Below are 25,258 nucleotides of genomic sequence, written 5' to 3' on the forward strand. Positions count from 1 at the left end.
CGACCGTCCACAGGCCGAACGAGAACTTGTCTTCCTTGCGAGGGGTGTAGTCCGTCATAGCGCGATCTCCTGCCATTGTCGGGTCGCCGAACTCTCCTCGACGGCGGCCAGCACACGTTGGACCTGCAGGCCGTCGGCGAAGGAGGGCAGTGGGTCACGGTTCTCCGCGATCGCGGTCACGAGATCGACCACCTGATGGGTGAACCCGTGCTCGTAACCGAGCAGGTGACCCGGCGGCCACCACGCCGCGACGTACGGGTGCTCGGCTTCGGTCGCCAGGATCCGGCGGAAGCCGGCAAGCTGGCTGGAGTCACCTGCGTCGTAGTAGTGCAGCAGGTTCATGTCCTCGAAGTCGAAGGCCAGACTGCCCTCGCTGCCGTTGATCTCGATCCGGATCGCGTTCTTCCGGCCGGTCGCGAACCGCGTCGCCTCGAACACGCCGAGCGCGCCACTGCCGAACCGGGCCAGGAAGATCGCGGCGTCGTCCACCGTGACCGGACCACGCTCGGTACCCGCCGTACCGGCGAGACCGCTGTGCTCGGTCGGGATCGGCCGTTCCTTGACGAATGTCTCCAACTGACCGCTGACCTGCCTGATCCGGTCGCCGGTGATGTACTGCGCCAGGTCGACGATGTGCGCGCCGATGTCACCCAGTGCTCCGGAGCCCGCCCGCTCCTTCTGCAGCCGCCACGACAGCGGCGCCTCCGGGTCGACGATCCAGTCCTGCAGGTACTGCGCCCGCACGTGCCGGATGGTGCCGAGCTTGCCCTCGGCAACCAGCTGCCGGGCCAGCGCGATCGCCGGCACCCGGCGGTACGTGAAGCCGACCATCGACCGTACGCCCTGGGCGGAGGCCTTCGCGGCGGCCGCGGCCATCACTTCCGCCTCGGCCACCGTGTTCGCCAAGGGCTTCTCGCACAGCACGTGTTTGCCGGCTTCGAGAGCCGCGATCGCGATCTCGGCGTGGGTGTCGCCGGGTGTGCAGACGTCCACGATCTGCACGTCGTCCCGGGTCAGCACCTCGCGCCAATCGGTTTCGACACTGTCCCAGCCGAGTTTGCCCGCGGCCTGTTCGACCGCGTTCTTGTCCCGTCCGCACAGCACCGACATCGCCGGGTTCAGCGGCAGGTCGAAGAAGCGGGGTGCGCTCCGCCAGGCCTGGGAATGCGCCGCACCCATGAACGCATACCCGATCAGCCCCACGCCGAGAGTCGTCATCAGGACTCGAAGGCGGTCGGCAGGTACTGGTCGACGTTCTCCGACGTCACCACCGGCGCGTACAGCTGGATCGTTCGCGGCACCTCGACCTCGACCAGGTCACCAAGGGCCTTCTTCTGCACGATCAGCCGGGCCAGCCGGATACCGTCGGCGCCCTGGGTCGACGGGTAGATGACCGTCGCCTTGATCAGGCCGTTGCCGGCCTTGATCTCGCGCATGACGTTCGCCGAACCGGCGCCACCGACGACGAAGAACTCCTTGCGGCCGGAGTTCTTGATGGCGGCCATCACGCCGACACCCTGGTCGTCGTCGTGGTTCCAGATCGCGTCGATCTTCGGCGCGGCTTGGAGCAGATTCGCGGCGGCCTTCTCGCCGGACTCGACCGTGAACTCGGCCGCGACCCGGTTGTTGACCTTCAGCCCGCAGTCCGCGAGTGCCTCCTTGAAGCCCTTGCTGCGGTCTTGGGTCAGCGGCAGCGAGTCGATCCCCGCGATCTCGGCGACCACCGCGTCCTTCTTGCCGTCGAGCTGCTTGCAGACGAAGGTGCCTGCCGAACGGCCCATACCGTAGTTGTCACCGAGCACGGTCGAACGCGCCGCGAACGGGCTGTTGAACTCGCGGTCCACGTTGACGACGGTGATGCCCGCCTCCATCGCCTTGGTCGCGACCGCCGTCAGCGCCGCGCCGTCGAACGGCAGCAACACGATCGCGTCGACCTTGTCGTTGATGAAGGTCTCCACCTGGCTGATCTGCAGGTTCACGTCATTGGTGCCTTCGGCAACCACCAGCTCGACGTCGGAGTGCTTGCCGGCCTCCTTCTTCGCGGCGGCCGTGATCGCGCCCATCCAGCCGTGGTCCGCGGCCGGCGCGGAGAACCCGATCTTGACCTTCTTACCCGGCTGGTCGTTCGCACCGGCTTGAGCCTGGTTGGTGGCGCCCGGGGCACTCGGCTCAGCCTCGGGTGTGTTGCTGGTACAGGCCGTCACCAGCAGCGCGCTGATCCCGACAACGGCTGTGGCGGATAGCAGCCTTCTTGCGGACATCTTCGTCCTCCTCGGACTTCGTACTGTCTACAGGGGATTTCAGGAACTTGTGGCGCGGGTGGCGAACCGTTGCTGCAGCAGAACCGCGATCACGATGATCACGCCCTTCGCCACCGACTGCGCCGAGATCGACAGGTTGTTCAGCGTGAAGACGTTGCTCAGCGTGGTGAAGATCATCACGCCGAGCACCGTGCCGAAAATGGTGCCGCGGCCACCGGACAGCAGCGTGCCGCCGATCACCACCGCGGCGATGGCGTCGAGTTCGTAGAGCGTGCCGTGGGTGGAACTGCCCGTGGTGGTCCGGGCCATCAGCATCACCGCGGCGATGCCACAGCACAGCCCGGCCAGCACGTAGAGCGCCACCGTGTGCCGCTGCACCTTGATACCGGCCAACCGCGCCGCCTCGGCGTTGCCACCGACGGCGAACGTACGACGGCCGAAGGTGGTCCGGTTGAGCAGCACCCAGCCAGCGACCGCCACTAGCGCGAACATCCACACGATCGTCGGCAGGCCGAGGAACGAACCGCCGAAGAAGTCGACGAATCCGGGCACCTTGACGGTCTGCGTCATCCGCCCGGCGATGATCTCGGCCAGACCTCGGGCACCGGCCAGCATCGCGAGCGTGGCGATGAACGGCACCACCCGCCCGTACGCGATCAGCAGCCCGTTGATCAGGCCACAGGCGGCACCGACCAGCAAGGCGGTCGAGACCATCAAGATCCAGTGGTAGTCCCTCGCCATCTGCTGAGTGGCCAAGGTGGTCGCCCAGACCGAGGCGAGTGCCAGCATCGCGCCCACGGACAGGTCGATACCGCCACCGGTGATCACGAACGTCATACCGATGCTGACCACGCCGATGACGGCTGCGAGCCGCAGGATCGTCAGGACGTTGGCCGTACTCGCGAACCGGTCCCCCGCGGTGATCATGCCGACCACACAAAGCAGGATCAGCGCGATCACCAGACCGAGGCTGCGCGCGCCACCGCTGTTCATGGCCTTCTGGAAGTAGTTGCTACCGCCAACTACCGCCGGTTCTGGCCGCGCGACTCCCTCACTGGTCACACGACGCTCCCTTCCATCACCAGGTCGAGCACCCGGTGCTCGTCGATTTCGTCCGCGGGTCCGCTGAACACGGCCCGCCCCTCCCTCAGCACCACCACCCGGTCGGCCAGACCGAGCACCTCCTCCACCTCGCTGGACACCAGCACGACCGCGACACCGCTCTCGGCGAGACGCCGTACGAGCGCGTAGATCTCGGCCCGGGCGCCGACGTCGACACCCCGGGTAGGTTCGTCGAGCAGTAGCACCCGGCAGTCGCGCAACAGCCAGCGCGCGAGCACCACTTTTTGCTGGTTACCGCCGGACAGGTTGCGGACCGGTCGATCGACGCCGGCAGGCCGTACGTCGAGGGCCGTGGTCAGCTCCTCGGCGGCGTCCCGCTCGGCCCGCCGGTTGAGAAAGCCGGTCGTGGCGAACCGGGCCAGGCTCGACACGGTGATGTTGCGATAGACGGATTCGTCCAGCAGCAGGGCCTGGCTCTTGCGTTCCTCCGGTGCGAGGCCGATACCCGCCCGGACGGCGGCTGCAACCTGGCCCGGGCGGAGCCGACGGCCGTCCACGTACACCTCGCCGGTGGCGGCGCGCCTGGCGCCGTACAGGGTCTCGAGGATTTCGGAACGGCCCGAGCCGACCAGACCGGCCAGCCCGAGCACCTCCCCGGCGCGGACCTCGAACCCGATGTTCTCGAACTCTCTCGGCCGGGACAGGCCTTCGACCTTCAGCACCACCTCGGCGTCCGGCGGAATCGCGCGGCGAGGTGGGAAGACGTACTCGATGGAGCGGCCGGTCATCAACCGGATCAGCTCGGTCGTCGGAGTCTCCTTGGCCGGCAGACCGGTCGCGACGGTGGCGCCGTCCTTGAGCACGGTCACCCGGTCGCCGATCTCGCGGATCTCCTCGAGCCGGTGCGAGATGTAGACGACGGCGACACCTCGTTCGGTCAGGCCCCGGATCACCCGGAAGAGGTTCGCGACCTCCTCGGAGTCGAGCACCGCGGACGGCTCATCCATGATGATCAGCCGCGCGTCCCGGGAAAGCGCCCGGGCCATGCTGACCACCTGCTGGCCCGCGGCCGGTAGCGCGCCGACGCGGCGGCCCGGCGGGATCTCCCCGTGGCCGAGGCCGCGCAGCAACTCCCGCGTCCGGCCGACGATCTCCGTGCGGTTGGTGAAACCGAAGCGGGCCGGCTCGTGGCCGAGAAAGACGTTCTCGGCGACGGTGAGATCCTGCACCAGGTCGAGTTCCTGGTAGATGGTGGCGATACCGAGCTTCATCGCGTCGGCCGGTGAGCCGAAGGACGCTTCGTTGCCGTCGACAACGATAGTGCCCTGGTCCGGCTGGTGCGCGCCGGAGAGCACGCGGATCAAGGTCGACTTGCCTGCGCCGTTCTGGCCGAGCAGGCAGTGCACCTCGCCGCTGCGCACGTCGAGATCAACGCCGTCGAGGGCCCGCACACCCGGGAACTGCTTGACGATGCCGGTCATCCGGAGAAGTTCCGAACTCATGCCGATGCTCCAACCTGAGTGGGGACCTGGGTCGGGTCGTCGAAGACCGAGTCCAGGGAGATCTGCGCGCCGCCACGAACCGCGGCGGTGAAGCCGAGCCCGGAGCAGACCACCCGGCAGCCGCCGCCGTCCGGCGCGATCACGCGGTCACGGATCGCCTCCTCCAGCGGTGCGGTCAGCCAGGGCCCGAGCGCGCCGAAGTAGCCGCCGAGCACGAGCACGTCCGGGTTGAGAATGTTGACCACGATCGCGCCACCCAGGCCGAGCCAGGTACCAACGTCCGCCAGCGCGGCCAGCGTGCGCTCGTCACCGGCCTCGGCCCGGCGGGTGATCTCGGCCAGCCGCTGCTCGACGTCGAGCGACACATCGCGAACGGGGTCGTCGGGATCGGTCGCCTTGTCCAGCAGGGCCGTGAGACCGACCACGGTCTCCCAGCAGCCGGTCCGTCCGCAGCCGCAACGACCGCCGGCCGGCGCGACCGGCAAGTGGCCGACCTCGCCGCTGAAGCCGTGCCCGCCGCGCTGCAACTGCCCGCCCGCGACAACGCCACCACCGACACCGACGGCGCCCGTGAGCAGTACAAGATCCCGGACCGCGGCGGGATCAGCCGCCGCGAACTCGGCGTACGCCGCCAGCGCGCCCAGGTTCGCCTCGTTGTCGACGCTCACGTGGTAGGTCGGCTCCTGCAGGCGCTCGGTCATGGCGCGCACGATGTCGACCGATTCCCAGCCCAGGTTGGGCGCGAGGGCCAGGATGCCGGCCGCGCTCTGCACCAGACCCGGTACGGCGAGTGTGACGCCGACGGTCTGACCGCCGCGAAGGCCGATCGCGGCTACCGCCTGCTCGATCAAGCCTGCCAGCCGGTCGAAGGTGGCGTCCGCGCCGAGATGCGCCGCGTCGAAGGGGATCCGGCTCTCGATGATCACCTCGCCGGTGAGATCCAGCGCGGTGACCGCGAGGTACTCGACGTTGAGCTCGGCGCCGACGCCGCAGACCCGGCGGCCGTCGAGTTCGACCAGCTGCCCTGGCCGGCCGACGGCACCACGCTCGGACTCGGCTTCGCGGAGCAGCCCGCGGTCGACCAGTTCGGCGACGAGGCTGCTCACGGTGGCCTTGTTCAGCCCGGTGTCAGCGGCGATCCGCGCCCGGGACCGGGGGCCCGCGTCGCGGATGTGGCGCAACACCACCGCGAGGTTGTGACGCCGGAGGGAGACGTGATCGGCGGGGGCGACGACACCGGTCGATCGTTGGCCGTCAGACAGGCTCACGGCGCCTCCTCACCTCAGTCTGTGATGGGCATCACAGACTTTGTCTGTTGGGCCAACAAACTAAAGAGCGGTGGCAGAAGCGTCAAGATGTTGCGAGGAAGTTTCTTTCCAGCTCCGCAAGATTGCAGTTGCGCCGCCTGCAACCGCTCGCTCAGGCATTGACAACGTGCGTCTTCAGGTCCGAAGCTCGCTCATCAATCAGGTTTTTGCGTCTTTGTGCACGTTGCTTGCGAGACCAAGCAACCGTTTGTATCTCCCGCAGCTCTACCCGCCCCCAGTTTTGGAGACTGCAATGGATCTATCCCGGAGGAACTTCCTCGCCCTCAGCGCGGCGGCCGGCACCGGCATCACCGCGCTCTCGACCTCACCTGCATGGGCCACCGGCACCGGCTCAACCGCCAGCCCGCCCGGCGACGTGGTCGGCAAGATCACCGTTGGCTACCAGGGCTGGTTCGCCTGCGCTGGTGATGGCGCCCCGATCAACGGCTGGTGGCACTGGAGCCACAACTGGGGCCAACCGCCCTCGCCGAGCAACAACGCGATCGCCAGCTGGCCGGACGTTCGCGAATACACCAGCACCTACCAAACGGCGTACTCGAACCTCGGAAACGGACAGCCCGCAAGGCTCTTCTCGTCGTACGACCAGCAGACCGTCAACCTGCACTTCCAGTGGATGCAGCAGTACGGCTGCGATACCGCCGCCCTGCAACGGTTCAACCCGACGGGCGGCGAAGGCCCGACCCGCGACCAGATGGCCGTCAAGGTTCGCCAGGCCGCCGAGCAGTACGGCCGGAAGTTCTACATCATGTACGACGCCACCGACTGGGCGAACATGCAGACGGAGATGAAGGCCGACTGGATCAACAAGATGCGGGTGATGACCGAATCCCCTGCCTACGCACGGCAAAACGGCAAACCCGTCATCTGCATCTGGGGTTTCGGCTTCAACGAACCCAACAAAACCTGGCCCGCCTCGGTCTGCCTGGACGTCGTGAACTGGTTCAAGAGCCAGGGCCTGTACGTCATCGGCGGTGTGCCGACGCATTGGCGCCGCGGCGTCGAGGACTCGCGCGCCGGCTACCTCGACGTGTACCACGCGTTCAACATGCTCTCGCCGTGGATGGTCGGCCGGATCAGCGACGTCGCGGGCGCGGATCACTACTACAACAACGTGAATCAGCAGGACCAGGCCGACTGCAACGCCCATGGCATCGACTACCAGCCGTGCGTGATTCCGGGTGATCTGCAGTCCGGGCATCGCCGGCACGGTGATCTGATGTGGCGGCAGTTCTATAACCTCACGCGGATCGGCGTGCAGGGCATGTACATCTCGATGTTCGACGAATACAACGAGGGCAACCAGATCGCCAAGACCGCCGAGTCCTCGGCCTGGATCCCGAATGGTTCAGGCATTCGGGCTCTGGACGAGGACGGCACCCCCTGCTCATCGGACTACTACCTGCGTCTCACCGCCGATGGTGGGCGCATGTTCAAGGGGCAGATCGGGGTGACGCCTAACCGGCCTACCTCGCCGATGCCAGGTCAGGGTGGAGGTGGCGTTGTGTTCTACCAGCATGTGGATTATCTGGGCTCCGCGGGGCAGCCGTTGGGGCGGGGGCAGTACACGGCGGCGCAACTGGCGGCGGCTGGGGTTCCGTCGTTGTGGGCTTCGTCGGTGAGGATTCCGCCGGGGTGGAATGTCACGATCTATGCGGGTGACAACTTCACCGGGCAGTCGTGGAACCGGACGGGCGATACGCCTAACTTCACGACGCTTGTTCCCAATGCGAATGATCAGCTGGTCTCCTGTCGCATCAGTTAGCCCTGGGGATTTGCTGGGCACCCGTCCCCCTGAGTCTTTCGAATTGTCAGGTCGGTTGCTATCAGGGGGACGGGTGAGGTCTGGCCGGGTTTTCGGGTGGTCCCGCATGCTTCGCGTGAGGACTCGCCGCGCGCCCTGCGCCGGGGTTCGTGCGATGCGCGTCAGGGTTTGCGGTGTGCAGTGCGCCGGGTTTGCCGTACTTGCGCCGGGTGGTTGGTGGCGTGCGGGTGGTCCGAGGTCGGCTGCCGACTTTTCGTACGACTACCTGGTTGCAACCGGGTAGCGGTGCAACAACTCGGCAGCGGGGATGCCGAAGCCCGGTAGGCGCGCGAAAACCCGGCAGCGGGCTGCCCTGAAACCCGGGTGGCGATCGCGTGTTGCCGTCGGAGGCCGTTGCGCCGGTTGAGCGGGCCCCGGGCAGTGGCTGGCCATTCGGAGCGTGGGTTACCACCTGGGATTCCGGGGTGGTAACCCACCTTCCCCGTGGCCAGCCACTCTCAGGGCAAACCCCGGGCCGTCGCGCCAGCGTCTCGCAGATCGTCGCAGCGCATCGCGTACAGCTCGCGCGTCGGGGCCCTCGCGTATCGCGCACCGATCGCGGCTTCCCGTCCGGCCGCCATCAGCCGGTGTCGGCCGATCAGGAGTTCAGGTGACTGAGGTGGTGACGGCTTGGCCGGTGGGGGTTTGCCAGTAGAGGACCTGGCGGCCGGAGCGTCGGCGTTGGAGCAGGCCGGCGCCGGATAGGACGCGGAGGTGGTCCGCCACGGTGGCTAGCGGTAGGCCGGTGGCGGCTACGAGGGCCGTCGTACTGATGGGGGCTGCGGACTCGACCAGGATGCGTGCTCGGTTGCGGCCCAGGAGGCGGACCAGGGGTTCGGCGAGTGGCTGGGCCGTGGCGAAGATGCCGGTGACGGGATAGCTGAGGGCGTAGCGGTCCGGAAGGCGCCAGCTGACGTTGACGCCGCGGCTGTGCGCAGCGATGAACATGAGGTCGCGGCCGCGGATGTCCGTTGGTGGAAAGTTCGACCGGTTCACCTGCATGCGGCCGTTGCCGAGCCAGCGCACATCCGGCCCGAGACCGCGCAGTACGCCGGACCAGCCTTGCTCGCTGAGGCGAGAGGTTCTGGAGACGATGTCGGCCTGGAGCACGCGATGGCGGCGCGGCCATTCCGCTTCGACAGTGGTCGTCCAGACCCAGCGGAGCAGGTCGGCAACGTGTAGCGCCAGGCCGCTGCCGTTGGCGAGTACGGGCGGGAGCGGCGACCGTACGACGGCCAGGTCCGCGCGGATCCGGTCGTCCGGCAGGGCGCTGAGCGGGCCTAGCTCGTCCTCGATGTCCAGGTCCGGCGCGAGCGGTGGAACGGTCAGGAAATCGGCGGTCCATCGATTGCCGAAGGCGCTGTCGACCAGGGCCTTCCACACCGGCTGGGCGTCCAGTTGGGCGGTGAACGCGGCCAGGTGTGCGTCGCGCCAAGGGCGGTACCACGGCTGCGCCGGCTCTCTGAGCATCTTCAGGGCCGAGACCGTCTCCGTGAGCTGAGACGTGCCGAACCGCGCGTTCGCCAGCACATCGGCATCGACGATGAACTCGGACATTGTTTCGCCTCCATCCGAAACTGTAGGCGATCGCGCTGGGCCAGGTGAGGGTGATCCACCATGAGCACCTATCGCGAGATCTTCCGCCAGCGCGAGTTTCGGACGCTGTGGCTCAGCAGTGCTCTGGGCAATGTGTCCGCGACGATGACCAGTCTCACGCTTGCCATCGTGGTCAACGCCGACACGGGCTCAGCCTTGCTGTCGGCCTTGATCATGTTCGGCCCGTCGCTGGTGCAGGTTGTTGGCGCGTCGACGCTGATGTCCGCCGCCGACACCGCGAGGCCGCGGCGGATTCTCGTTGTCCTGGCAGCTGTTTCCACTGTCGCCGTCGTGGTCCAGGCCGCGTTTGATCTGCATGCCATGACGCGGTTGCTGCTCACCCTGGCGGTCGCGTACGGGCTGTCGATCGCGTCCGGCGTGCGGTGGGGTCTGCTGAACGAGGTGGTCCACCGAGACCAGTTCGTCCTCGGCCGGTCGACGATGAACCTCTCGGTCGGCGCAATGCAGATCGCGGGCTTCGGCGGCGCTGGTCTGCTGCTCCAGGTGTTTGACCCGGCTCAGGTGTTCTGGCTGGCTGCGATCTGCTCGGCGCTCACGTTGCCCATCCTGCGTTTCGGCCTGCAGGACCGGGCGCCACGACGGGCGGCGGCAACGAGTCCGCGCGAAACCTGGCGAGGCAACCGCAGACTGCTGGCCGAGCCCGCCACTCGCCCGTTGCTGCTCGCGCTGTGTCTGCCGAACGGTCTCATCGTCGGATGCGAGGCGCTGTTCGTGCCGTACGCCGGTGCCGCGGCCGGTCTGCTGTTGGCCGCGGCCGCCGCGGGCATGATGTTCGGCGACCTGGTGACCGGCCGCTTCCTCAGCCCTGCCATGCGGCGGAAGGCCAGCGTTCATCTCCGGATGCTTCTTGCCGTGCCGTTCCTCGGGTTCGTGGCGGAGCTCCCCATGGGCGTACTCGCGGTGCTGGTCGCCATCGCGTGTATCGGCTATTCCGCGTCCTTGTCCCAGCAGGAGTTGCTCGTCGCGGTCACGCCGTTCGAGCTGCGAGGGCAGGTACTCGGCCTGGAGTCGGCCCTGCGCATGACCACCTTCGGCGTGTGCGCCGTACTGGCCGGTGCCGTGGCGGACCTCGCATCACCGCGCCCGGTCATCGTCGCGTTCGCCGCGTTGTCCCTGCTGGTGTCGATCGCCCTGACCCGCCCGCTGACTCGCGTGGCCGTGGCCGTTCCGGCGGCCGCGTAGATCCGTTAGATCAAAGGAGTTCGAGGGTGTCCGTGGTGAGGGTGATGACGGCGCCGGGCAGGAGCGTTCGGCAGGCGATGGCGTGGCCGGTGCAAGTATGCAGGGCTGGGCCGGCGGCATCGATGACGCGGTACTCCACCGACTGGGTGCAGCGATCCGGCACCCCCGCCTCGCGGTAGCAGCCGATGATGCGGCAGCGAGACACGTGGCCATACACGACGAGCGTGACGCCATGCTCCGGGCAGATGCCCCACGCGACTTCGCAGGTGCGCTCGGCGTTCGCCACCACGCGTACGAGTTCACCCGCGGTGGACTCGAGTTCGCCGGCCATCTCGCGGCAGGCGCGGGCCACGTCGTCGAGGCGGCGGCGGAATCGGCGGGCTTCGGCGGATTCCGGCAGCTGTTCCGTTGCCGCGCGTAAACCGTCCGAAAGGGCCATCGCGGCCACGGCGATCTCGTCAACGCGCACGGGCATCGTGAGGCCGTACTGGCCCTCGGTCACGTCCGCACCACTGTCCCCCGCATTCTCGTCCTGACCGCCCCTACCGGGTTCCCTGTTCGGGTCGGTCTCGTCGGCCATCGGCACGTCGGCATCGTCGGCGGCGAGCGCGCCCGGGATCCACCTGGGCCGTTCGTTCCCGCTGCGATGGCTCGCGCGTCTGGTCTTCGCCATGGTCCCGTCCCCCAACGTCGGCAACTCCCCCGTGCCGGGATGTTGCCACGTCAACGAAGTCAGGCAAAGACCTGGGGTGGACCGGTGACCAAAGGCAACCAAGATCTTGCGTACAGCAACAGGATTTGAGGTCTCGGATCACCCAGCGTCAAGACCCACGCGGGTGCTGACACCGGAAACTAGGTCAAACGTTCGCTGGGACGTCACAACCTGTGACCGCGCGTCGAAAGCGGGAGGGCCCGGCCGCGCCCGCACCTCGGCGGTCGGCACCGAGTGCGCGGTTCTGCGGAAGCATTACCAAGCGTGAACCTGCGGCCACGCTCGAAAGGATTGCCCGGCGCGGTGTGCATCGTTGTACTGAGGGTTCCGGGTCGCCAGCGGCCCGCCGCCCCCAGGGAGGACCTTGATGAGACGTTCGAGACCACTCGGGCTCACCGCCGTGATCGCCACCGTGGCCGGTCTGGCTACCGGGTTGACGCCTGCGCAGGGAGCAGCCGCCGAGCAGATCGTGAAGTACCACGGCTACCAGGTCGCCGTCCCGGCCGGCTGGCAGATCGTGGACCTGGCCAAGGACCCGTCCGCCTGTGTTCGCTTCGACCGGCCCGCGGTCTATCTCGGCCATGTCGGCGAACAGCCCAATTGCCCCGCCCACCTCGTCGGCCGAACTGCCGGCCTGCACATCGAGGCCCTCGACCGGCAGGCCACGGTGACAGCCGACACGGCCGAAACCGCCGCAGGCCAGGCCGTTCAACACTCCGCGAAATCGGTCGGCGGCGAGATCAAGGTGGCCGTCGAGGACGCGGGTGTACTCGTCACCGCGGTGCACGCGCCGGAACAGGAGAAAGTCGTTCGCGACGTTCTCGGCAAGGCCAAGCTCGCGTCCGGCGGCAGCCGCGTGGAGTTGGTCAGGCCCGCGCCCGTACGAACCGCCGCCGCGCCTATCGTTGCCCCGGGCAACCTTCTCGGCGAGGCTTTCGACGCTTGTACGGCGCCCTCGCTCGGGGCGATGAACGCCTGGCGCAGTTCGCCGTTCAAGGCCGTCGGCATCTACATCAGCGGTAGCGTCCGGGCCTGCGGCCAGGCCAACCTCACACCCTCGTGGGTGGCGGCCAACTACTCGAACGGCTGGCAGTTCATCCTGATCGATGTCGGCCGTCAGGCGCCCTGTACGACCTACGCCACCAAGATGTCGAGTGACCCCGCGACGGCGCGGCAGCAGGGCCGGGACGCGGCGGCGGCTTCGGCGCAGTCGGCGATCAACCTCGGCTTCGGCGGCGGTAGCGCCATCTACTCCGATATCGAGAACTACCCGTCCAACGCGAGTTGCAAGGCCGCTGTGCTGTCGTACGTGAGCGGCTGGACTCAGGAACTCAACGCCCGCGGCTTCCTCGGTGGCGTCTACACCAGCGCAGGCTCGGGCGGCGTCGACCTGTCCTCCGGGGTGGGTGATTCGCGGTACACGCCGCCGGACCACATCTGGTTCGCTTGGTGGAACGGCCTGGCCAACACCGACGGCGGCCGCTACATCCCGGCAGGCCTATGGGTGAACCACCAGCGGCTGCATCAGTACCGCGGCGACCACAACGAAACGTGGGGCGGCGTGACCATCAACATCGACAGCAACTTCGTCGACGTGGGCACACCTACTCCCCCGCCACCGATGAGTGACGGCATCTACCGGATCAAGGCGGAGGTCGGCGGCTTCGACCTGGACGTGACCGACTGCCAGAGCCAGGACGGCGCCGACGTACGGATGTGGGACCGCATCGCCGGCAGTCCCTGCCAGAAGTGGCACGTTACTTCTACGGGCAGCCCCAACGTTTTCAAGATCTACGACGGCCACACGGGCAAGCCGCTCACTACGCAGGGCTGTGCCACGGCAGACGTCACTCCGGTGACCTTGTGGACTGAGACCAACACCCCGTGCGAGACGTGGCTGATCGAGCCGCTCGCGGGTGGAGCGTACAAGGTGATCAACAGTGCCAGTGGTACGTCGCTAGACGTGGCGGGCTGTTCTGCCAGCCGCGGCGCTGACGTAATCCTCTGGCCGTTCCATGGTGGTTCCTGCCAGCGCTGGTACTTCAGCCCGGCCTAAGTAGCTTGAAGGCCCACTACCGCCTAGCGGGGGTAGCGGGCCTTCTAGCTGGCTGTCAGCCCCAGAGTTGGCGGAGTTCTACGTAGCCGTCTTTGGCGGCTGGGTGCTTGGAAGCGACCTCGATGGCCTCCTCGAGGTCACGGCACTCCAGCAGATCGAAGCCGCCCATCTGCTCCTTGGCCTCCGCGAACGGCCCATCCGTCGTCACCACCTTGCCGCCGCGCACGGTGACCGTGACCGCTTCCTCGGCCGGCCGGAGCCGATCACCGACGAGCCGGACACCGCGTGCCTGCATCTCTTCGACCCAGACCGTGGCCTCCGCGATCGCCTCGGGCGAGACCTCGGCCGGGGAGTCGGGGCCCGCGCCGATCAGCAGCAGATACTTCATCGTGGTTCTCCTCGTCTCACGCCCCATCCGGGCGCGTTCACGGGGGACGTCGGAACGGGATTGCACGAACTGACATTTCGGCCGAACCTTTTTGTCCCCGGGCTCTGACATACTCCGCCCTGTTGTCACTTCGACCCTGGGGGGGTCCTGTGTTCTTCCGTCTTTCCTTGCCGGCAGCCCTGCTCGCCGCCGTGCTGGTACCACCCGCGACGCCGGCCGTCGCCGCGCCGCCACTGCCTGTGCCCGCACAGCTACCGTTCGCCCAGCCCGCGCCCGGACAGGCGTTCGCGCCTGACACCGTGCTGGTGAAGTTCCGCGCGGGCGCGGAGGCTCGCGAGCAGACGCTGCGGCGCAACGCGGCCCGGGTGACCGGGAACCTGCCCGGCGGTTTCGTCGAGGTGAAGGTGAGCGGCCGGGCCGAGGCCGCCCTGGCGACGCTGCGCAAAGACCCGTCGGTCGACGTGGCCGCGCTGGACTACATCCGCCAACCCACCGTCGCGCCTGACGACCCCTTCTACAAGGGCGGCAGCCAGACCTACCTGGATCTCGTGCGCCTGCCATCGGCGTGGTCCCTGAACCGCGACGCCACCAAACAGATCATCGCCGTCCTGGACAGCGGCGTGGACTCGGGCCATCCCGAGCTGGCCGGGCGGCTCGTGCCCGGCTACAACTCGGTCGACGGCGGCAGCACGAACGACGAGAACGGGCACGGCACGTTCATCGCGGGCGTGGCCGCCGCCAAGACCAACAACGCGCTCGGCGTCGCCGGAGTGGTGTGGAACGGCCGGGTCATGCCGGTCAAGGTGACGTTCAATCCCAAAGGCCACTCCCGCGACAGCGACATCATTCGCGGCCTCGACTGGGCCGTCGCGCACGGCGCCACCATCGCCAACCTGTCCTTCAGTGGCACCGCCGGAAACCCTGCACTGCACGCGGCGATCCAGCGCGCCACCAGCAAGGGCGTGCTCGTGGTCGCCGCCGTGGGCAACTCCGGCAGCGGCCAGATCGAGTATCCCGGTGCCTATCCCGAGGTGCTCGGCGTCGGCGCCACCGACATAACCGGCAAACTCGCCGACTTCAGCACCTGGGGCAGCTGGGTCGACATCGCCGCACCAGGTACGAGCATCGTGTCGCTCTCCCCGCGCGCCCTCTTCCCGTCGGGCTACGGCATCAGCAGCGGTACGTCGTACTCCGCGCCGCTGGTGGCCGGGGTGGCCGCGCTGCTGCGGACGCGCTACCCCTCGCTCACGCCCGCGCAGCTGATCGGCCGGCTCAAGTCGACTGCCCGTGACGCCGGACCGCGGGGCATCGATCCGTACTACGGCTTCGGCATCGTCGACGCGTATGCCGCGCTCGGCGGCACCTTGGGCGGCGATTTCGGCACCGCCTCACCGGATGGCAACGAGGTTCCCGATCGCGCCACCGCGGTGACCGCGCCTGGCTCCACCACCGGCACGATCGCGATCGAGGGTGACACCGACTGGTACCGGTTCGATGTCGACGAGGCGAAGTCGGTCCGGATCCAGCTCGACGCACCGCCACTCGAAGGGGAGCAGAACCTGCGCGCCGCCTTCGGCGTCTACGGACCAGACCTCAAACGAATCAACGGCGTTTCGGCCGAGTTCACCGGGGACGATCTGACCTTGACCGTTCCGCTCGAGGCCGGCCGCAACTACATCGCGGTCAAAAACCTCAGCGGTGCAGCGGTCAGCCGCGCGTACACACTGACGCTCACCGATGCGACCGGTGGTCCTGCATTGCTGGACGAGCAGGAGTGGGTTCGGGATCTTGGCCCGGCCGACTTCGCCGGCGGCGTCGCGCTCGCGGCCAAGCCGTTCGTGCGGTTCCAGCGCGAGATCGACCCGGCGTCGGTTGGCGCCACCACGGTCCGGCTGATCCAGAACCGCAGCTACGCGTCGGTTCCCGCCACCGTGGCCTACGACGAGACCACCCGCACGGCCACCCTCACGCCGGCCAACCCGCTCCAGGACGGGACGCCGTACCGCCTGGTGGTGAACGGCGTGCGCGATACGGACGGCGAGACCTTCACCGAGGGATACTCGACCACTTTCCAGACGGTGAATCTGGCTCCGCCGGCAGTCGGAGGCTTTGACGCGACCGGCGGCTACGGAACGGCCAGCGTGAAGTGGACCGTGCCGACGCTTGGCGATCTCGGCCAGGTCATCGTCCGCCGCGAGGTTGGGACCACGCCGCCGGCTTCCCCGGCCACCGGCACGGCTGTCTACAACGGGACCGGCTCAAGCGTCGCCGTCAGCGGTCTGACCGCCGGCACGACGTACACCTTCCGCGCCTGGGTGAAGGACCGCGCGGGCGTGCTCAGCACACCGGTCGACACCCGGCTGTTCGGGACAAAGGCAACCATCGGCGTTTCGCCGGCGACCCTCACTTACGGCGGATCCACCACGATCAGCGGCAAGCTCGTGCGCGCGGACAACGGGGTCGGCGTGGCAGGGGCCTCGTTGACGTTGTACCGCAAGCAGAAGGGCGCGACGGCCTGGCAGACGGTCACCACCCAGAAGACGACGAGCGCCGGAGTCGTGTCGTACCCGCACAAGCCGGTGTGGGGGCAGGACTACCAATGGGCCTACAACGGTTCGACGGACCTGCTCGGCGCCCGCAGCGCGATTGCCGCCGTCGGAGTCCGGCCGGTCGTGACGGCCAACGTCTCGAAGAACACCTTCGCGCTCGGTGGATCGGTCCTGGTCTATGGCAGTGTCACGCCCGCGCATCCGGGTCAGCCCGTTTACCTGCAGCGCTGGATCGGCGGCAAGTGGAACCACGTGACCGCTGTGAAGACGACCAGCTCGAGTACGTACATGTTCACGATCAAGCCGACCGTCCGGGGCACCTATGCCTATCGCGTGGCGAAACCCGGTGACGTCGACCACCTGACCACAACCAGTCCGATGCGGACCTTCAAAGTCACCTGATCTCAGCAGTACCACCTGACCGCCACCAGGGAGTGTGCACGAACCGATGCGATCCATCCTTACGGCGCTGACCGTCGCCGGTCTCACCTTGACCGTTGGCACCAGCCCCGCCACCGGCGCGACGCCGGCCGGCAAACTCGTCTCCTATTCCGGCTACCAGGTGACGGTTCCGGCCGCCTGGCCTGTCATCGACCTCGCGAAGGACCCAACCGCCTGCGTGCGGTTCGATCGGCCGGCCGTTTACCTCGGCCGTAGTACGGCGCAGCCCAACTGTCCGGCCGACGCTGCCGCGGATCGCGCCGCGGGTCTGGTGATCGCGCCGCTCGACAGCCCGGCCGCCGGCTCGATCGCCAAGGATGGCGACATCCAGGTCGAGGTCAAGGAAGCGGGTGTCCTCGTCACGGCCTTCCACAGCCCGGCCCTGGAACAAACCGTTCGCAACGTGCTCGCCACCGGTACCCTCGCCTCTGGCCGCAAAGCCACAACCACAACGGCCCGCACCGCGTCCTCCACGGCCGCGGCTGCTTCGCTTGTGACGCCAGGAACCCTCAAGGGCCAGGCGTTTGACGCTTGTACCGCGCCGTCTCAGGCCACGATGGATGCCTGGCGCTCGGCTGCGCCACGTCCGTTCGAAGCCGTTGGTATCTACATCAGCGGCGCCCGGCGGTTGTGCGCCCAGCCGAACCTGACCCCGAGCTGGGTCCAGGCCAACGCTGCGAACGGGTGGAAGTTCCTACCGCTCGACGTCGGCAAGCAGGCGCCCTGCTCGAACTACTCCAGCCGGATGTCCTACGACCCGGCCACCGCCCGCGCCGAAGGCCGAGCCGCGGCCGTCGGTGCCGCACAGGCCGCCGGCGCGCTCGGCATCGGCCCGCGCAGCACGATCTACTCCGACATCGAGTCGTACACCACGACCATCGCCTGCCGGGCCGCCGTCTTGTCGTACGTGAGCGGCTGGACCAATGAGCTCAACACCCGCGGCTACCTCGCCGGCGTCTACACGAGCATCGGCACGGGCGGCGCGGACCTGAAGTGGGGCTACAACGACGCCCGCTACACGCGTCCGGACAGCCTCTGGTTCGCCTGGTACAACGGCAAGGCCGACGTCGAGGCCGGCACCTGGCTCGACCCCGGCCAGTGGGTGAATCACGAGCGCGTCCACCAGTACCGCGACAGTCATGACGAGACGCACGGTGGCGCGACGGTGAACATCGACAGCAACTTCGTCGATCTCACCGTGCCGCCTGCTGCGGTTCGTGGATTCGACGCGACCGGCGGCTATACCCAGGCCACGCTTCGGTGGACCGCTCCGCCCGCGGGCGATCTCGGCCAGGTGATCGTTCGCCGCAACACCGGTACCACGCCGCCGGCGACCCCGGCCAACGGCACCGCGGTGTACGCCGGAACCGGAACGTCCGCGACCGTGACCGGCCTGTCCAGCGGCACGACGTACACCTTCCGCTCGTGGGTCAAGGACAAGTCGGGCAAGGTCGGCCCGCCCGCGGACACCAGGCTCGTCGGCACCCGCACGACCATCGCGATCTCGCCCGCCTCCCTCACCATGGGCGGCGCCACCACGATCACCGGCCGGGCGACCCGGATCGACACCGGCGCCGCGCTGGCCGGCGTACCGCTCAACCTGTACCGGCGGCAGAAGGGCACAACCGCCTGGCAGCTGATCAAGACGACAACCACCAACGCGAGTGGCGTCGCCTCGTACGTGCACAAGCCGGTCTGGAGCCAGGACTACCAGTGGGGCCCGAACGGTTCCGCCGACACCCTCGGCTCGCGCAGCGCCAGCATCGCCGTCGGGGTTCGGCCGGTTGTCACTGCCAGCGTGACGAAAACGACCATGCCGCTCGGCAGCGCGTTGCTGCTGTACGGCAGCGTCAGCCCGGCTCATCCCGGTCAGGCCGTCTACCTACAGCGCTGGGTCGGCGGCAAGTGGAACCACGTGACGGTCGGCAAGCTCACCACCAAGAGCACCTACATGTTCACCATCAAGCCAACCGTCCGCGGCACCTACGCCTACCGCGTCGCCAAGCCCGGCGACGTAGATCACCTGACCACCACTAGCCCGATGCGAACCTTCAAGGTCACATAGCTAGCTCCCGAGGGACCTGCTGCAGCGTGGGCTGCGGCAGGTCCCTCGGCGATTTACGGCTGGTAGGTCTGGACTGATCCGCCCTGGGAGAAGTCCACGAGTCGCGGCGCGACCTCTCGAGCCTGGCAAACGATGTCGGCGAGGTCTAGGCGGATCAGCCGTCGTTCGTGCACGACTACATCGCCGTCGACTATTACGGTGACCACGTCGCTCGCCCGGGTGGAGTAGACCAAGGCGGCTCGCGGGTCGTGAACCGGCTGCACGTGCGGCTGGTTCAAATCGACCAGGGCGATGTCGGCCAGCCTTCCGGCTTCCAGCGCTCCGGCTTTCGCGCCAAGCCCGGCAGCCGCCGCACCGCCGCGCGTCGCCATCCGGAGCACGTCCGAGACGGTCATCCAAGTGGCGTCCCGCTCGTTTTGCTTCTCCACCAGTCCGATCAGCCGCAAGGCCTCCCACACGTCAAGCGTGTTGTGCACCGCGGCGCCGTCCGTCCCCGCGCCCACGGCAATACCAGCCTCACGCAGTCCGCGGAACGGCGTCGTCGAACCGATGGCCATCTTCAGGTAGACCTTCGGACAGGACGCGACGGCCGTCCGATCGGCATACCGCTCGAGAATCGCCAGATCGCCCGGGAGAATGCCGCACCCGTGCGCGATCAACGAGCCCGCGTCGAGCACACCCGTACGTTCCAGCACCTCGACCGGCGTCACCCCGAACCGCGCTTGCGACGAAGTGGTCTGGTCCATCGTTTCGGCCGCATGCAGGTGGATCCGGAATCCCTCGGCGCGAGCCACCTCCGCGGTCCGCTCCAGATCTTTACCGGTGACCGTGTACGGCGCGTGCGGTCCGAGACTCGCCGTCACCCGGTCCAGCCCGAGCTCGCCAATCCCCCGGGCCGCGTCGTACGCCGCCTCCCGCTCGTCCGGCCCGTTCGAGGAGAAGAACGTGGGCGCGAGGTCAGCCCGAATCCCCGTCTCCGCCGCCGCGAACGCGATCTGATCGGAGTGAAAATAGTGGTCCACGAAGGTGGTCACGCCACCCAGGAGCATCTCGGCGCACGCCAGCCGGGCTCCAACCCGGACGAGCTCCGGCGTCAGATTCACTTCCATCGGCCAGATCCGCTCGTTGAACCAGCGATCCAGCGGCAAGTCCTCCGCGGCACCACGCATCAACACCATCGGGCTGTGCGTATGCGAGTTGGTCAGCCCCGGCACCGCCAGCAGTCCACACCCCTCTACCACCTTGATGCCCTCGGCAACAACCGGGCTGGTCGGTTTGATGGCGGTGATCACGCCGTCGTCGATCCAGATATCGCGAGCCGGTTCGATCGAACACTCGCCCACCTCCGGTACCACCAGCACAGCGCAGTTCCGCACCACCAGTTGCCGCATAACCCTCCTCGCCCGGACCCCCTGAGCGGGCAAGTCTAGAGTGGAAGATGGCTTCGCGAACGCATACGATCGAGGTCGACGGTCCCATCGTCCGCAAGCGCTACCGCAGCTGGCACCAGGAGTGAACGAGCACGCTGATGGCGCAGGACGGACGGCGTCGGCCGGTGCTTCACCTCCTTGGCTGATTCAGTTTCGCGATGAAGCGCTGATAGTGCGGGTCGAACAACGTCGCGTCGGTGGCGTCGATCTCCGCCGGAGTCCACCATCGGGCCTCGCGGAACTCCGCCGGGTCGGGCGTCAACGGCATGCCGCGCTGTCCGATCAGGACATACCAGAGGCTGACATCGGTATGGCCATGATCGATACCGACCGTCTCCGTGATGGTGATGAACGCGGGCACGGGCGCGGATTCGACCACCCGCAATCTCCCGACGCCCCCAGCAACCGCCCCTTCGACCCCGGGACCCCTGGAAGCGCCCGCTCGACCGGCCGCGGGATCGGTGAAGGCATCCGCGCGCGCGAAGCGGGGGGTGATGCCTAGTTCTTCTTGTGCCTCGCGGCGGGCGGTGTCCGCGGGATCTTCGCCGGGCTCCACGTGACCGCCGGGCGGGAGCCAGCGTCGCGCGTTGAGGTGATCAACGAGCAGGCTGCTTCCGTCGGTTGGGTCGAGCAGCACGACGTACGAGACGAGGTGAGGACTCGGGGTCGCGGGTTTGGATCGCCGGAACACATCGGCCGTTTTCGTCAGCCATTGCAGGGCTTCTGAACGATGCGCAGACTCCAGTTCGTCGAAAGGCCTTATCCCTTCGACGAGCCGGTAGATCCGATCCACTGCGATATCCATAGCGAAACCCTGCCATCCGCCACCGACATTCTTGAACGCGCGCACGCCGGGCTGACTAGTGGCCGAGTCTCTGGCGGTCATAGCCGGCGGGACGCCCGGCTGGCGTACCAGCCGAGAGTCGGCCCGCCGTACCGACTTGGCCATGTGGTGGCTAGGCGGAGGCGGCTTCTACCGCGGGAGTGGTTAGGGTGCGGCGGGCGGTGGTGAGGCTGGCGGCCATGGTCAGGGCTAGGGCGGTGCCGGCGATGCCTAGGTAGAGGGCGAGGCCCATTTCGGGGAAGACGGTGCCGGTTCGCGCGAGGCTGTACGGCACGATCGCGACCACCGCCGCGAGTGATCCGAACAGCACGCCGGTGATGGCGAGCGCGGCGCCTTCGAAGCCGACCATGCGCAGCACCTGGCCCGGCGTGGAGCCGATCAGCCGTTGCTGGCCGAATTCCTGCCGCCGGTAGGTCGTTGCCGCGATCAACGTGTTGATCAGCATGATGGCGGCGAACAACGCGATCATGCCGACCACGACGAAATTGAGCGTTTCGATGGCCTTGGCGTCCGCCGCGGTGGTCGACGTACCTGCGGACGGCATCGCGGAGTTCTCGATGCCTTGCATATAGAGGGTGCCGGTCGCGATACCGGTGAACAGGATGATCGGAACCAGCGCGCCGGCCATCTGCTGCGTGCGGCGGCGCACGTTGATCACCGTGAGATAGCCGGCCGCCCCGGCGCCACGCAACGGAGCCGCCAGTACCGCGGTGACCGAGCGCAGCAGCACCGGCGCGAACAACGCGAGACCGATCGACGACAGAATCGCTGCTTGTCCCCCGACGGCCATCGCGTCGATGCCCTTGCCGTTGAACACCGTCGCAGTGACGACGCCGCAGCTCAGTCCCGCGCCCAGGAAGACCCAGGCGGCGATGAGGCGGACACGGCCCATCCCTGAGGTTTCCATCGAGGCGTCCGCCAGTGCGTCGCGGGCTCGCATCCGGGTCACTCGGCGGGCGGTCAAAAGCGCGGCGGCGACGGCTGCGACGAAGGTGATGCCCAGGCCCATCTGGATGGCGATCGAGCCGAATCCGTAGCCGATACCAGTCGCAACCTGACCAGTGTCCTTGAGGACCGACAGCAGGAGCGCCCCGCCCACGGCCGCGAACGGAATGGCCAGCGCGGCAGCGACCAGCGCCACCAGACCTGCCTCGACCACGATCATCGAGCCGACCTGTCCAGGCGTAGCGCCGATGCTTTTCAGCAACGCCATCTCCCGGCCTCGCTGGCGTACCGACAACGTCAAGGTGGACGTCACCGCGAACACCACGATCAGCATGCCCCAGCCACCAACGATCGTGGCCATCAAGCTCAACGCCTGCTTGCTCACCTCGTCCACCCCTGGCCCGGCGGCGGTATCGAGCATCGACGCGAACGTCATCAAGATGATCGCGCCGAGCCACATCGCGAGAAAGCTCGCCGCGAACGCACTCGCGCGATAACGCAGGGAACGCAACGCCAGTCCGATCATCTCAAGCACCGGCCTGTACGTCGTGGGTCTCACCGAGGTGGGCCATCCGTTCCGCGACCGCGTCGGCCGTCGGGTTGTCCAAGCCACCGGCAAGTCGCCCATCCACCAGGAAGACCACGGAGTCGGCGTACGACGCTGCGACCGGGTCATGCGTCACCATCACCACGGTCTGGTCGTAAACCTGTACGGATTCCCGAAGTAGTTCCAGCACCTCCCGGGCGCTCCGCGAGTCCAAGGCTCCAGTGGGCTCGTCGGCGAAGACCACGCGCGGATCGGTCACCAGCGCTCGGGCGATCGCCACACGTTGTTGCTGGCCTCCGGACAGTTCAGCGGGCCGATGGTCCAGCCGGTCGCCTAGACCGACTCGGCCGAGTATCTCGCGGCAACGGCGTCGGTCGATCTTGCGGCCTGCCAGGCGCAGCGGCAGCGTGACGTTCTGCATGACCGTCAGCGTCGGCAGGAGGTTGAACTGCTGGAAGACGAACCCGACGCGCTGCCTACGGAACTTGGTTAGGACGGCCTCGCTGTTCCCCGCCAGTTCCTCCCCCTGGATGTACACCCGGCCGGTAGTCGGCAGATCCAGCCCTGCGGCGCATTGCAGGAACGTGCTCTTGCCCGAGCCGGACGGACCCATCACGGCGGTAAAGCTGCCAGAGGGCAGACCGAGCGTTACGCCGTCTAGGGCTGCAACGGGGTTCGCGGTCGTTCCATAGACCTTGCGAACGTTAACGAGCCTGACGGCTTCGACTGCCGCTCCGGCCGGTTGACCGTCGTCACGAACGACAGCGCGGGGTGTGGTCGTAGTCATCCTGAAGCCTCCCTACCAGCGCCCAGCGCGCCGATACCCCGACGCTAGGCAGTCAGCCGCTCCAGCTCGATGGGCCTGTCCCCACCGCCATGGTGGACACAGCACCACCCTGCGCCGACGGCATCAGTAACCAGCCAGACGGTCATTGAGGAGTTCGACCTGCGCCGGGTTGCTGGTGAGCGCTAGCGCGCGCTGGTCGGCCTCGCGCGCCTCTACGGGTCTGCCGTCGGTGCGGAGCAGTTCGCCACGTATAGCGTGAAACAGCGGGTAATGCCGCAGCGCCGCGTCTAAGCCGTCCAACTCGGCTAGTGCCGCCTGGACGCCTTTGACGTACCGAATCGCCACTGCGCGGTGCAACTGAGTGACCGGGCTCGGCTGAAGATGAAGCAGCATGTCGTAGAGAACGAGGATCTGCTCCCAGTCCGTGTCGGGCCAGGTCGCGGCCTCGCAATGGCAAGCAGCGATCGCGGCCTGCAGTTGGTAGGGCGCCGGGCTCCGATGGCGACGCGCCGTACGAGTCAGTAGTCCGGTGGCAGCGGCTATGGCGGCGTGGTCCCAGGTACTGCGATCCTGGTCCTGCAGCAGCACGAGCCGCCCGTCCGGGGTGAACCTGGCGGCAGTACGCGCGCGGTGAAGCCGGATCAACACAAGCAGCCCAGCCACCTCCGGCTGGTTGGGCAACAACCCGGCCAGCAGCGCGGCGAGCCACTCCGCGTCGTCGACGAGATCGCGTGAATGGGCCCGATCGCCCGTACTGGACAGGTAGCCCTCGTTGAACATCAGGTAGACGACCGCGAGCACCTCGCCGAGCCGTTCGGTGAGCTCGTCATCCCGCGGTACGCGATACGGGATTCCGGCGTCCGCGATCTTCCGTTTGGCGCGAGTGATGCGCTGCGCCACGGTGGCCTCCGGTACGACGAAGGCGGCGGCGATCTGCGCGGTGGTCAGGCCGCACACCACGCGCAAGGTCAACGCGATCTGGACCTCCCGCGCCAGCGCCGGGTGACAGCAGGTGAAGATCAGCCGCAGCCGGTCGTCCGACGCCGAACCCACCGGCCATTGCAATTGCGCGAGCTTGGCGTGGTAGTTCTCCTGCCGCCGCAGTACGTCGAGCCCCCGGCGGCGGGCCACGGTAAAGAGCCACGCGTCGGGCCGATCAGGTATCCCCTCCACGGGCCAGCGCCGAAGCGCCGTCTCGACCGCGTCCTGGACAAGATCCTCGGCCGCGGAGAAATCGCCGAGCAGTGAGACGAGCGACGCCGCGAGGCGGCCCGCGTGGTCTCGTACGACGCGGGCCAGCTCGTCAGCGGCGGGACTCGGGGTCATCGCGGAGTCGTGGTCATCGGGACTCGTGGTGTGGTGGCCGCGGCTATCCCTGGACCGGGCGGATTTCGACCGTTGGGCAGGCGGGCCACGCCTTGACCATGCGTAGCGCCTCGTCGAGATCGGCGACCTCGATCTCGGCAACGCCGGTGATGACCTCCTTGCCCTCCATGAACGGGCCGTCGGTCGTGACCGGCTCGGGACCGCCCAGCCGCACGGTTGTCGCCGATCCCGGGTGCTGGAGTTTGCTGTGGCTACGGAGTTTGTCCGCGTGATCGATGAACCACTGGTTCACTCGTTCGTAGGCCTGCTCGAGCTCAGGCTGGCTCAGCGCCGCCAGCTCCTTCGCGAATTCCTCGGTCTCAGCGAACATCAGGACGTACTTCACGTGCTCCACCTCCTGTGGACAGTCTGGCCG

General features: G+C 67.7%; 19 protein-coding genes. 5 read left to right on the top strand and 14 right to left on the bottom strand.

Annotated features, from left to right (window positions below; genetic code table 11):
• Nucleotides 1–54: 54 nt before the first annotated feature.
• The 5 genes from ACFFGN_RS07235 to ACFFGN_RS07255 are packed head-to-tail and all read right to left on the bottom strand — an operon-like array spanning nt 55 to nt 6,093.
• The gene (locus ACFFGN_RS07235; protein ID WP_380044554.1) at nt 55–1,218 is read right to left on the bottom strand and encodes a Gfo/Idh/MocA family protein; all 1,164 of its coding nucleotides are present in this window, start codon (nt 1,216–1,218) and stop codon (nt 55–57) included.
• Entirely contained in the window at nt 1,218–2,261 is a 1,044-nt protein-coding gene (locus ACFFGN_RS07240; protein WP_380044555.1) for a substrate-binding domain-containing protein, read from the bottom strand. Before ACFFGN_RS07240 ends, ACFFGN_RS07235 begins: the two co-directional genes overlap by 1 nt.
• Nucleotides 2,262–2,300: 39 nt before the next feature.
• Entirely contained in the window at nt 2,301–3,323 is a 1,023-nt protein-coding gene (locus tag ACFFGN_RS07245) for an ABC transporter permease (RefSeq protein ID WP_380044556.1), read from the bottom strand.
• A complete protein-coding gene (locus ACFFGN_RS07250) occupies nt 3,320–4,825 on the bottom strand; it encodes a sugar ABC transporter ATP-binding protein (RefSeq protein ID WP_380044557.1) in 1,506 nt (501 codons plus the stop codon). Before ACFFGN_RS07250 ends, ACFFGN_RS07245 begins: the two co-directional genes overlap by 4 nt.
• Nucleotides 4,822–6,093, bottom strand: a complete 1,272-nt coding sequence (locus ACFFGN_RS07255) for an ROK family transcriptional regulator (RefSeq protein WP_380044558.1) — start codon at nt 6,091–6,093, stop codon at nt 4,822–4,824. Before ACFFGN_RS07255 ends, ACFFGN_RS07250 begins: the two co-directional genes overlap by 4 nt.
• 292 nt (nt 6,094–6,385) lie before the next feature.
• Between ACFFGN_RS07255 and ACFFGN_RS07260 the strand changes: the two genes are divergently transcribed.
• A complete protein-coding gene (locus ACFFGN_RS07260; protein WP_380044559.1) occupies nt 6,386–7,915 on the top strand; it encodes a glycoside hydrolase family 99 protein in 1,530 nt (509 codons plus the stop codon).
• Nucleotides 7,916–8,560: 645 nt separating this feature from the next.
• Here the strand turns inward: ACFFGN_RS07260 and ACFFGN_RS07265 are convergent.
• On the bottom strand, nt 8,561–9,511 hold the full coding sequence (locus tag ACFFGN_RS07265; RefSeq protein ID WP_380044560.1) for an ArsR/SmtB family transcription factor: 951 nt from the start codon (nt 9,509–9,511) through the stop codon (nt 8,561–8,563).
• Between the two features lie 60 nt (nt 9,512–9,571).
• Here ACFFGN_RS07265 and ACFFGN_RS07270 point away from each other — a divergent pair, with 60 nt between their 5' ends.
• The gene (locus ACFFGN_RS07270) at nt 9,572–10,753 is read left to right on the top strand and encodes an MFS transporter (RefSeq protein WP_380044561.1); all 1,182 of its coding nucleotides are present in this window, start codon (nt 9,572–9,574) and stop codon (nt 10,751–10,753) included.
• 10 nt (nt 10,754–10,763) lie between these two features.
• On the opposite strand, the gene ACFFGN_RS07275 is transcribed toward ACFFGN_RS07270, so the two are convergent.
• Complete coding sequence (locus tag ACFFGN_RS07275) at nt 10,764–11,426, bottom strand: hypothetical protein (RefSeq protein ID WP_380044562.1); 663 nt, start codon at nt 11,424–11,426, stop codon at nt 10,764–10,766.
• A gap of 406 nt (nt 11,427–11,832) precedes the next feature.
• Here ACFFGN_RS07275 and ACFFGN_RS07280 point away from each other — a divergent pair, with 406 nt between their 5' ends.
• The gene (locus tag ACFFGN_RS07280) at nt 11,833–13,521 is read left to right on the top strand and encodes a glycoside hydrolase domain-containing protein (RefSeq protein ID WP_380044563.1); all 1,689 of its coding nucleotides are present in this window, start codon (nt 11,833–11,835) and stop codon (nt 13,519–13,521) included.
• Between the two features lie 55 nt (nt 13,522–13,576).
• Here ACFFGN_RS07280 and ACFFGN_RS07285 read toward each other — a convergent pair whose 3' ends face one another.
• Entirely contained in the window at nt 13,577–13,909 is a 333-nt protein-coding gene (locus tag ACFFGN_RS07285; protein WP_380044564.1) for a YciI family protein, read from the bottom strand.
• A gap of 167 nt (nt 13,910–14,076) precedes the next feature.
• On the opposite strand from ACFFGN_RS07285, the gene ACFFGN_RS07290 reads away from it, so the two are divergent.
• Both ACFFGN_RS07290 and ACFFGN_RS07295 read left to right on the top strand, forming a co-directional pair.
• A complete protein-coding gene (locus ACFFGN_RS07290) occupies nt 14,077–16,860 on the top strand; it encodes a S8 family serine peptidase (RefSeq protein WP_380044565.1) in 2,784 nt (927 codons plus the stop codon).
• A gap of 46 nt (nt 16,861–16,906) precedes the next feature.
• Nucleotides 16,907–18,964, top strand: a complete 2,058-nt coding sequence (locus ACFFGN_RS07295) for a DUF1906 domain-containing protein (RefSeq protein WP_380044566.1) — start codon at nt 16,907–16,909, stop codon at nt 18,962–18,964.
• Between the two features lie 53 nt (nt 18,965–19,017).
• Here the strand turns inward: ACFFGN_RS07295 and ACFFGN_RS07300 are convergent, their stop codons facing one another.
• The 6 genes from ACFFGN_RS07300 to ACFFGN_RS07325 form a co-directional block, all read right to left on the bottom strand.
• Nucleotides 19,018–20,355, bottom strand: a complete 1,338-nt coding sequence (locus ACFFGN_RS07300) for an amidohydrolase (RefSeq protein WP_380044567.1) — start codon at nt 20,353–20,355, stop codon at nt 19,018–19,020.
• 169 nt (nt 20,356–20,524) lie between these two features.
• Complete coding sequence (locus tag ACFFGN_RS07305; RefSeq protein ID WP_380044568.1) at nt 20,525–21,244, bottom strand: NUDIX hydrolase; 720 nt, start codon at nt 21,242–21,244, stop codon at nt 20,525–20,527.
• A gap of 106 nt (nt 21,245–21,350) precedes the next feature.
• Nucleotides 21,351–22,709: an FtsX-like permease family protein gene (locus ACFFGN_RS07310; RefSeq protein ID WP_380044762.1), complete on the bottom strand. Its 1,359-nt coding sequence runs from the start codon at nt 22,707–22,709 to the stop codon at nt 21,351–21,353.
• 1 nt (nt 22,710) lies between these two features.
• Nucleotides 22,711–23,517 carry an ABC transporter ATP-binding protein gene (locus tag ACFFGN_RS07315; protein ID WP_380044569.1) on the bottom strand — a complete coding sequence of 269 codons (807 nt, stop codon included), beginning with the start codon at nt 23,515–23,517 and terminating at the stop codon, nt 22,711–22,713.
• Nucleotides 23,518–23,640: 123 nt separating this feature from the next.
• Nucleotides 23,641–24,843 carry an RNA polymerase sigma factor gene (locus ACFFGN_RS07320; protein ID WP_380044570.1) on the bottom strand — a complete coding sequence of 401 codons (1,203 nt, stop codon included), beginning with the start codon at nt 24,841–24,843 and terminating at the stop codon, nt 23,641–23,643.
• Between the two features lie 43 nt (nt 24,844–24,886).
• Nucleotides 24,887–25,228 carry a YciI family protein gene (locus ACFFGN_RS07325; protein WP_380044571.1) on the bottom strand — a complete coding sequence of 114 codons (342 nt, stop codon included), beginning with the start codon at nt 25,226–25,228 and terminating at the stop codon, nt 24,887–24,889.
• Nucleotides 25,229–25,258: the final 30 nt, after the last annotated feature.

It is taken from the genome of Kribbella deserti, assembly GCF_042434725.1.
In the GTDB taxonomy this organism is placed as follows: Bacteria; Actinomycetota; Actinomycetes; order Propionibacteriales; family Kribbellaceae; genus Kribbella; species Kribbella deserti.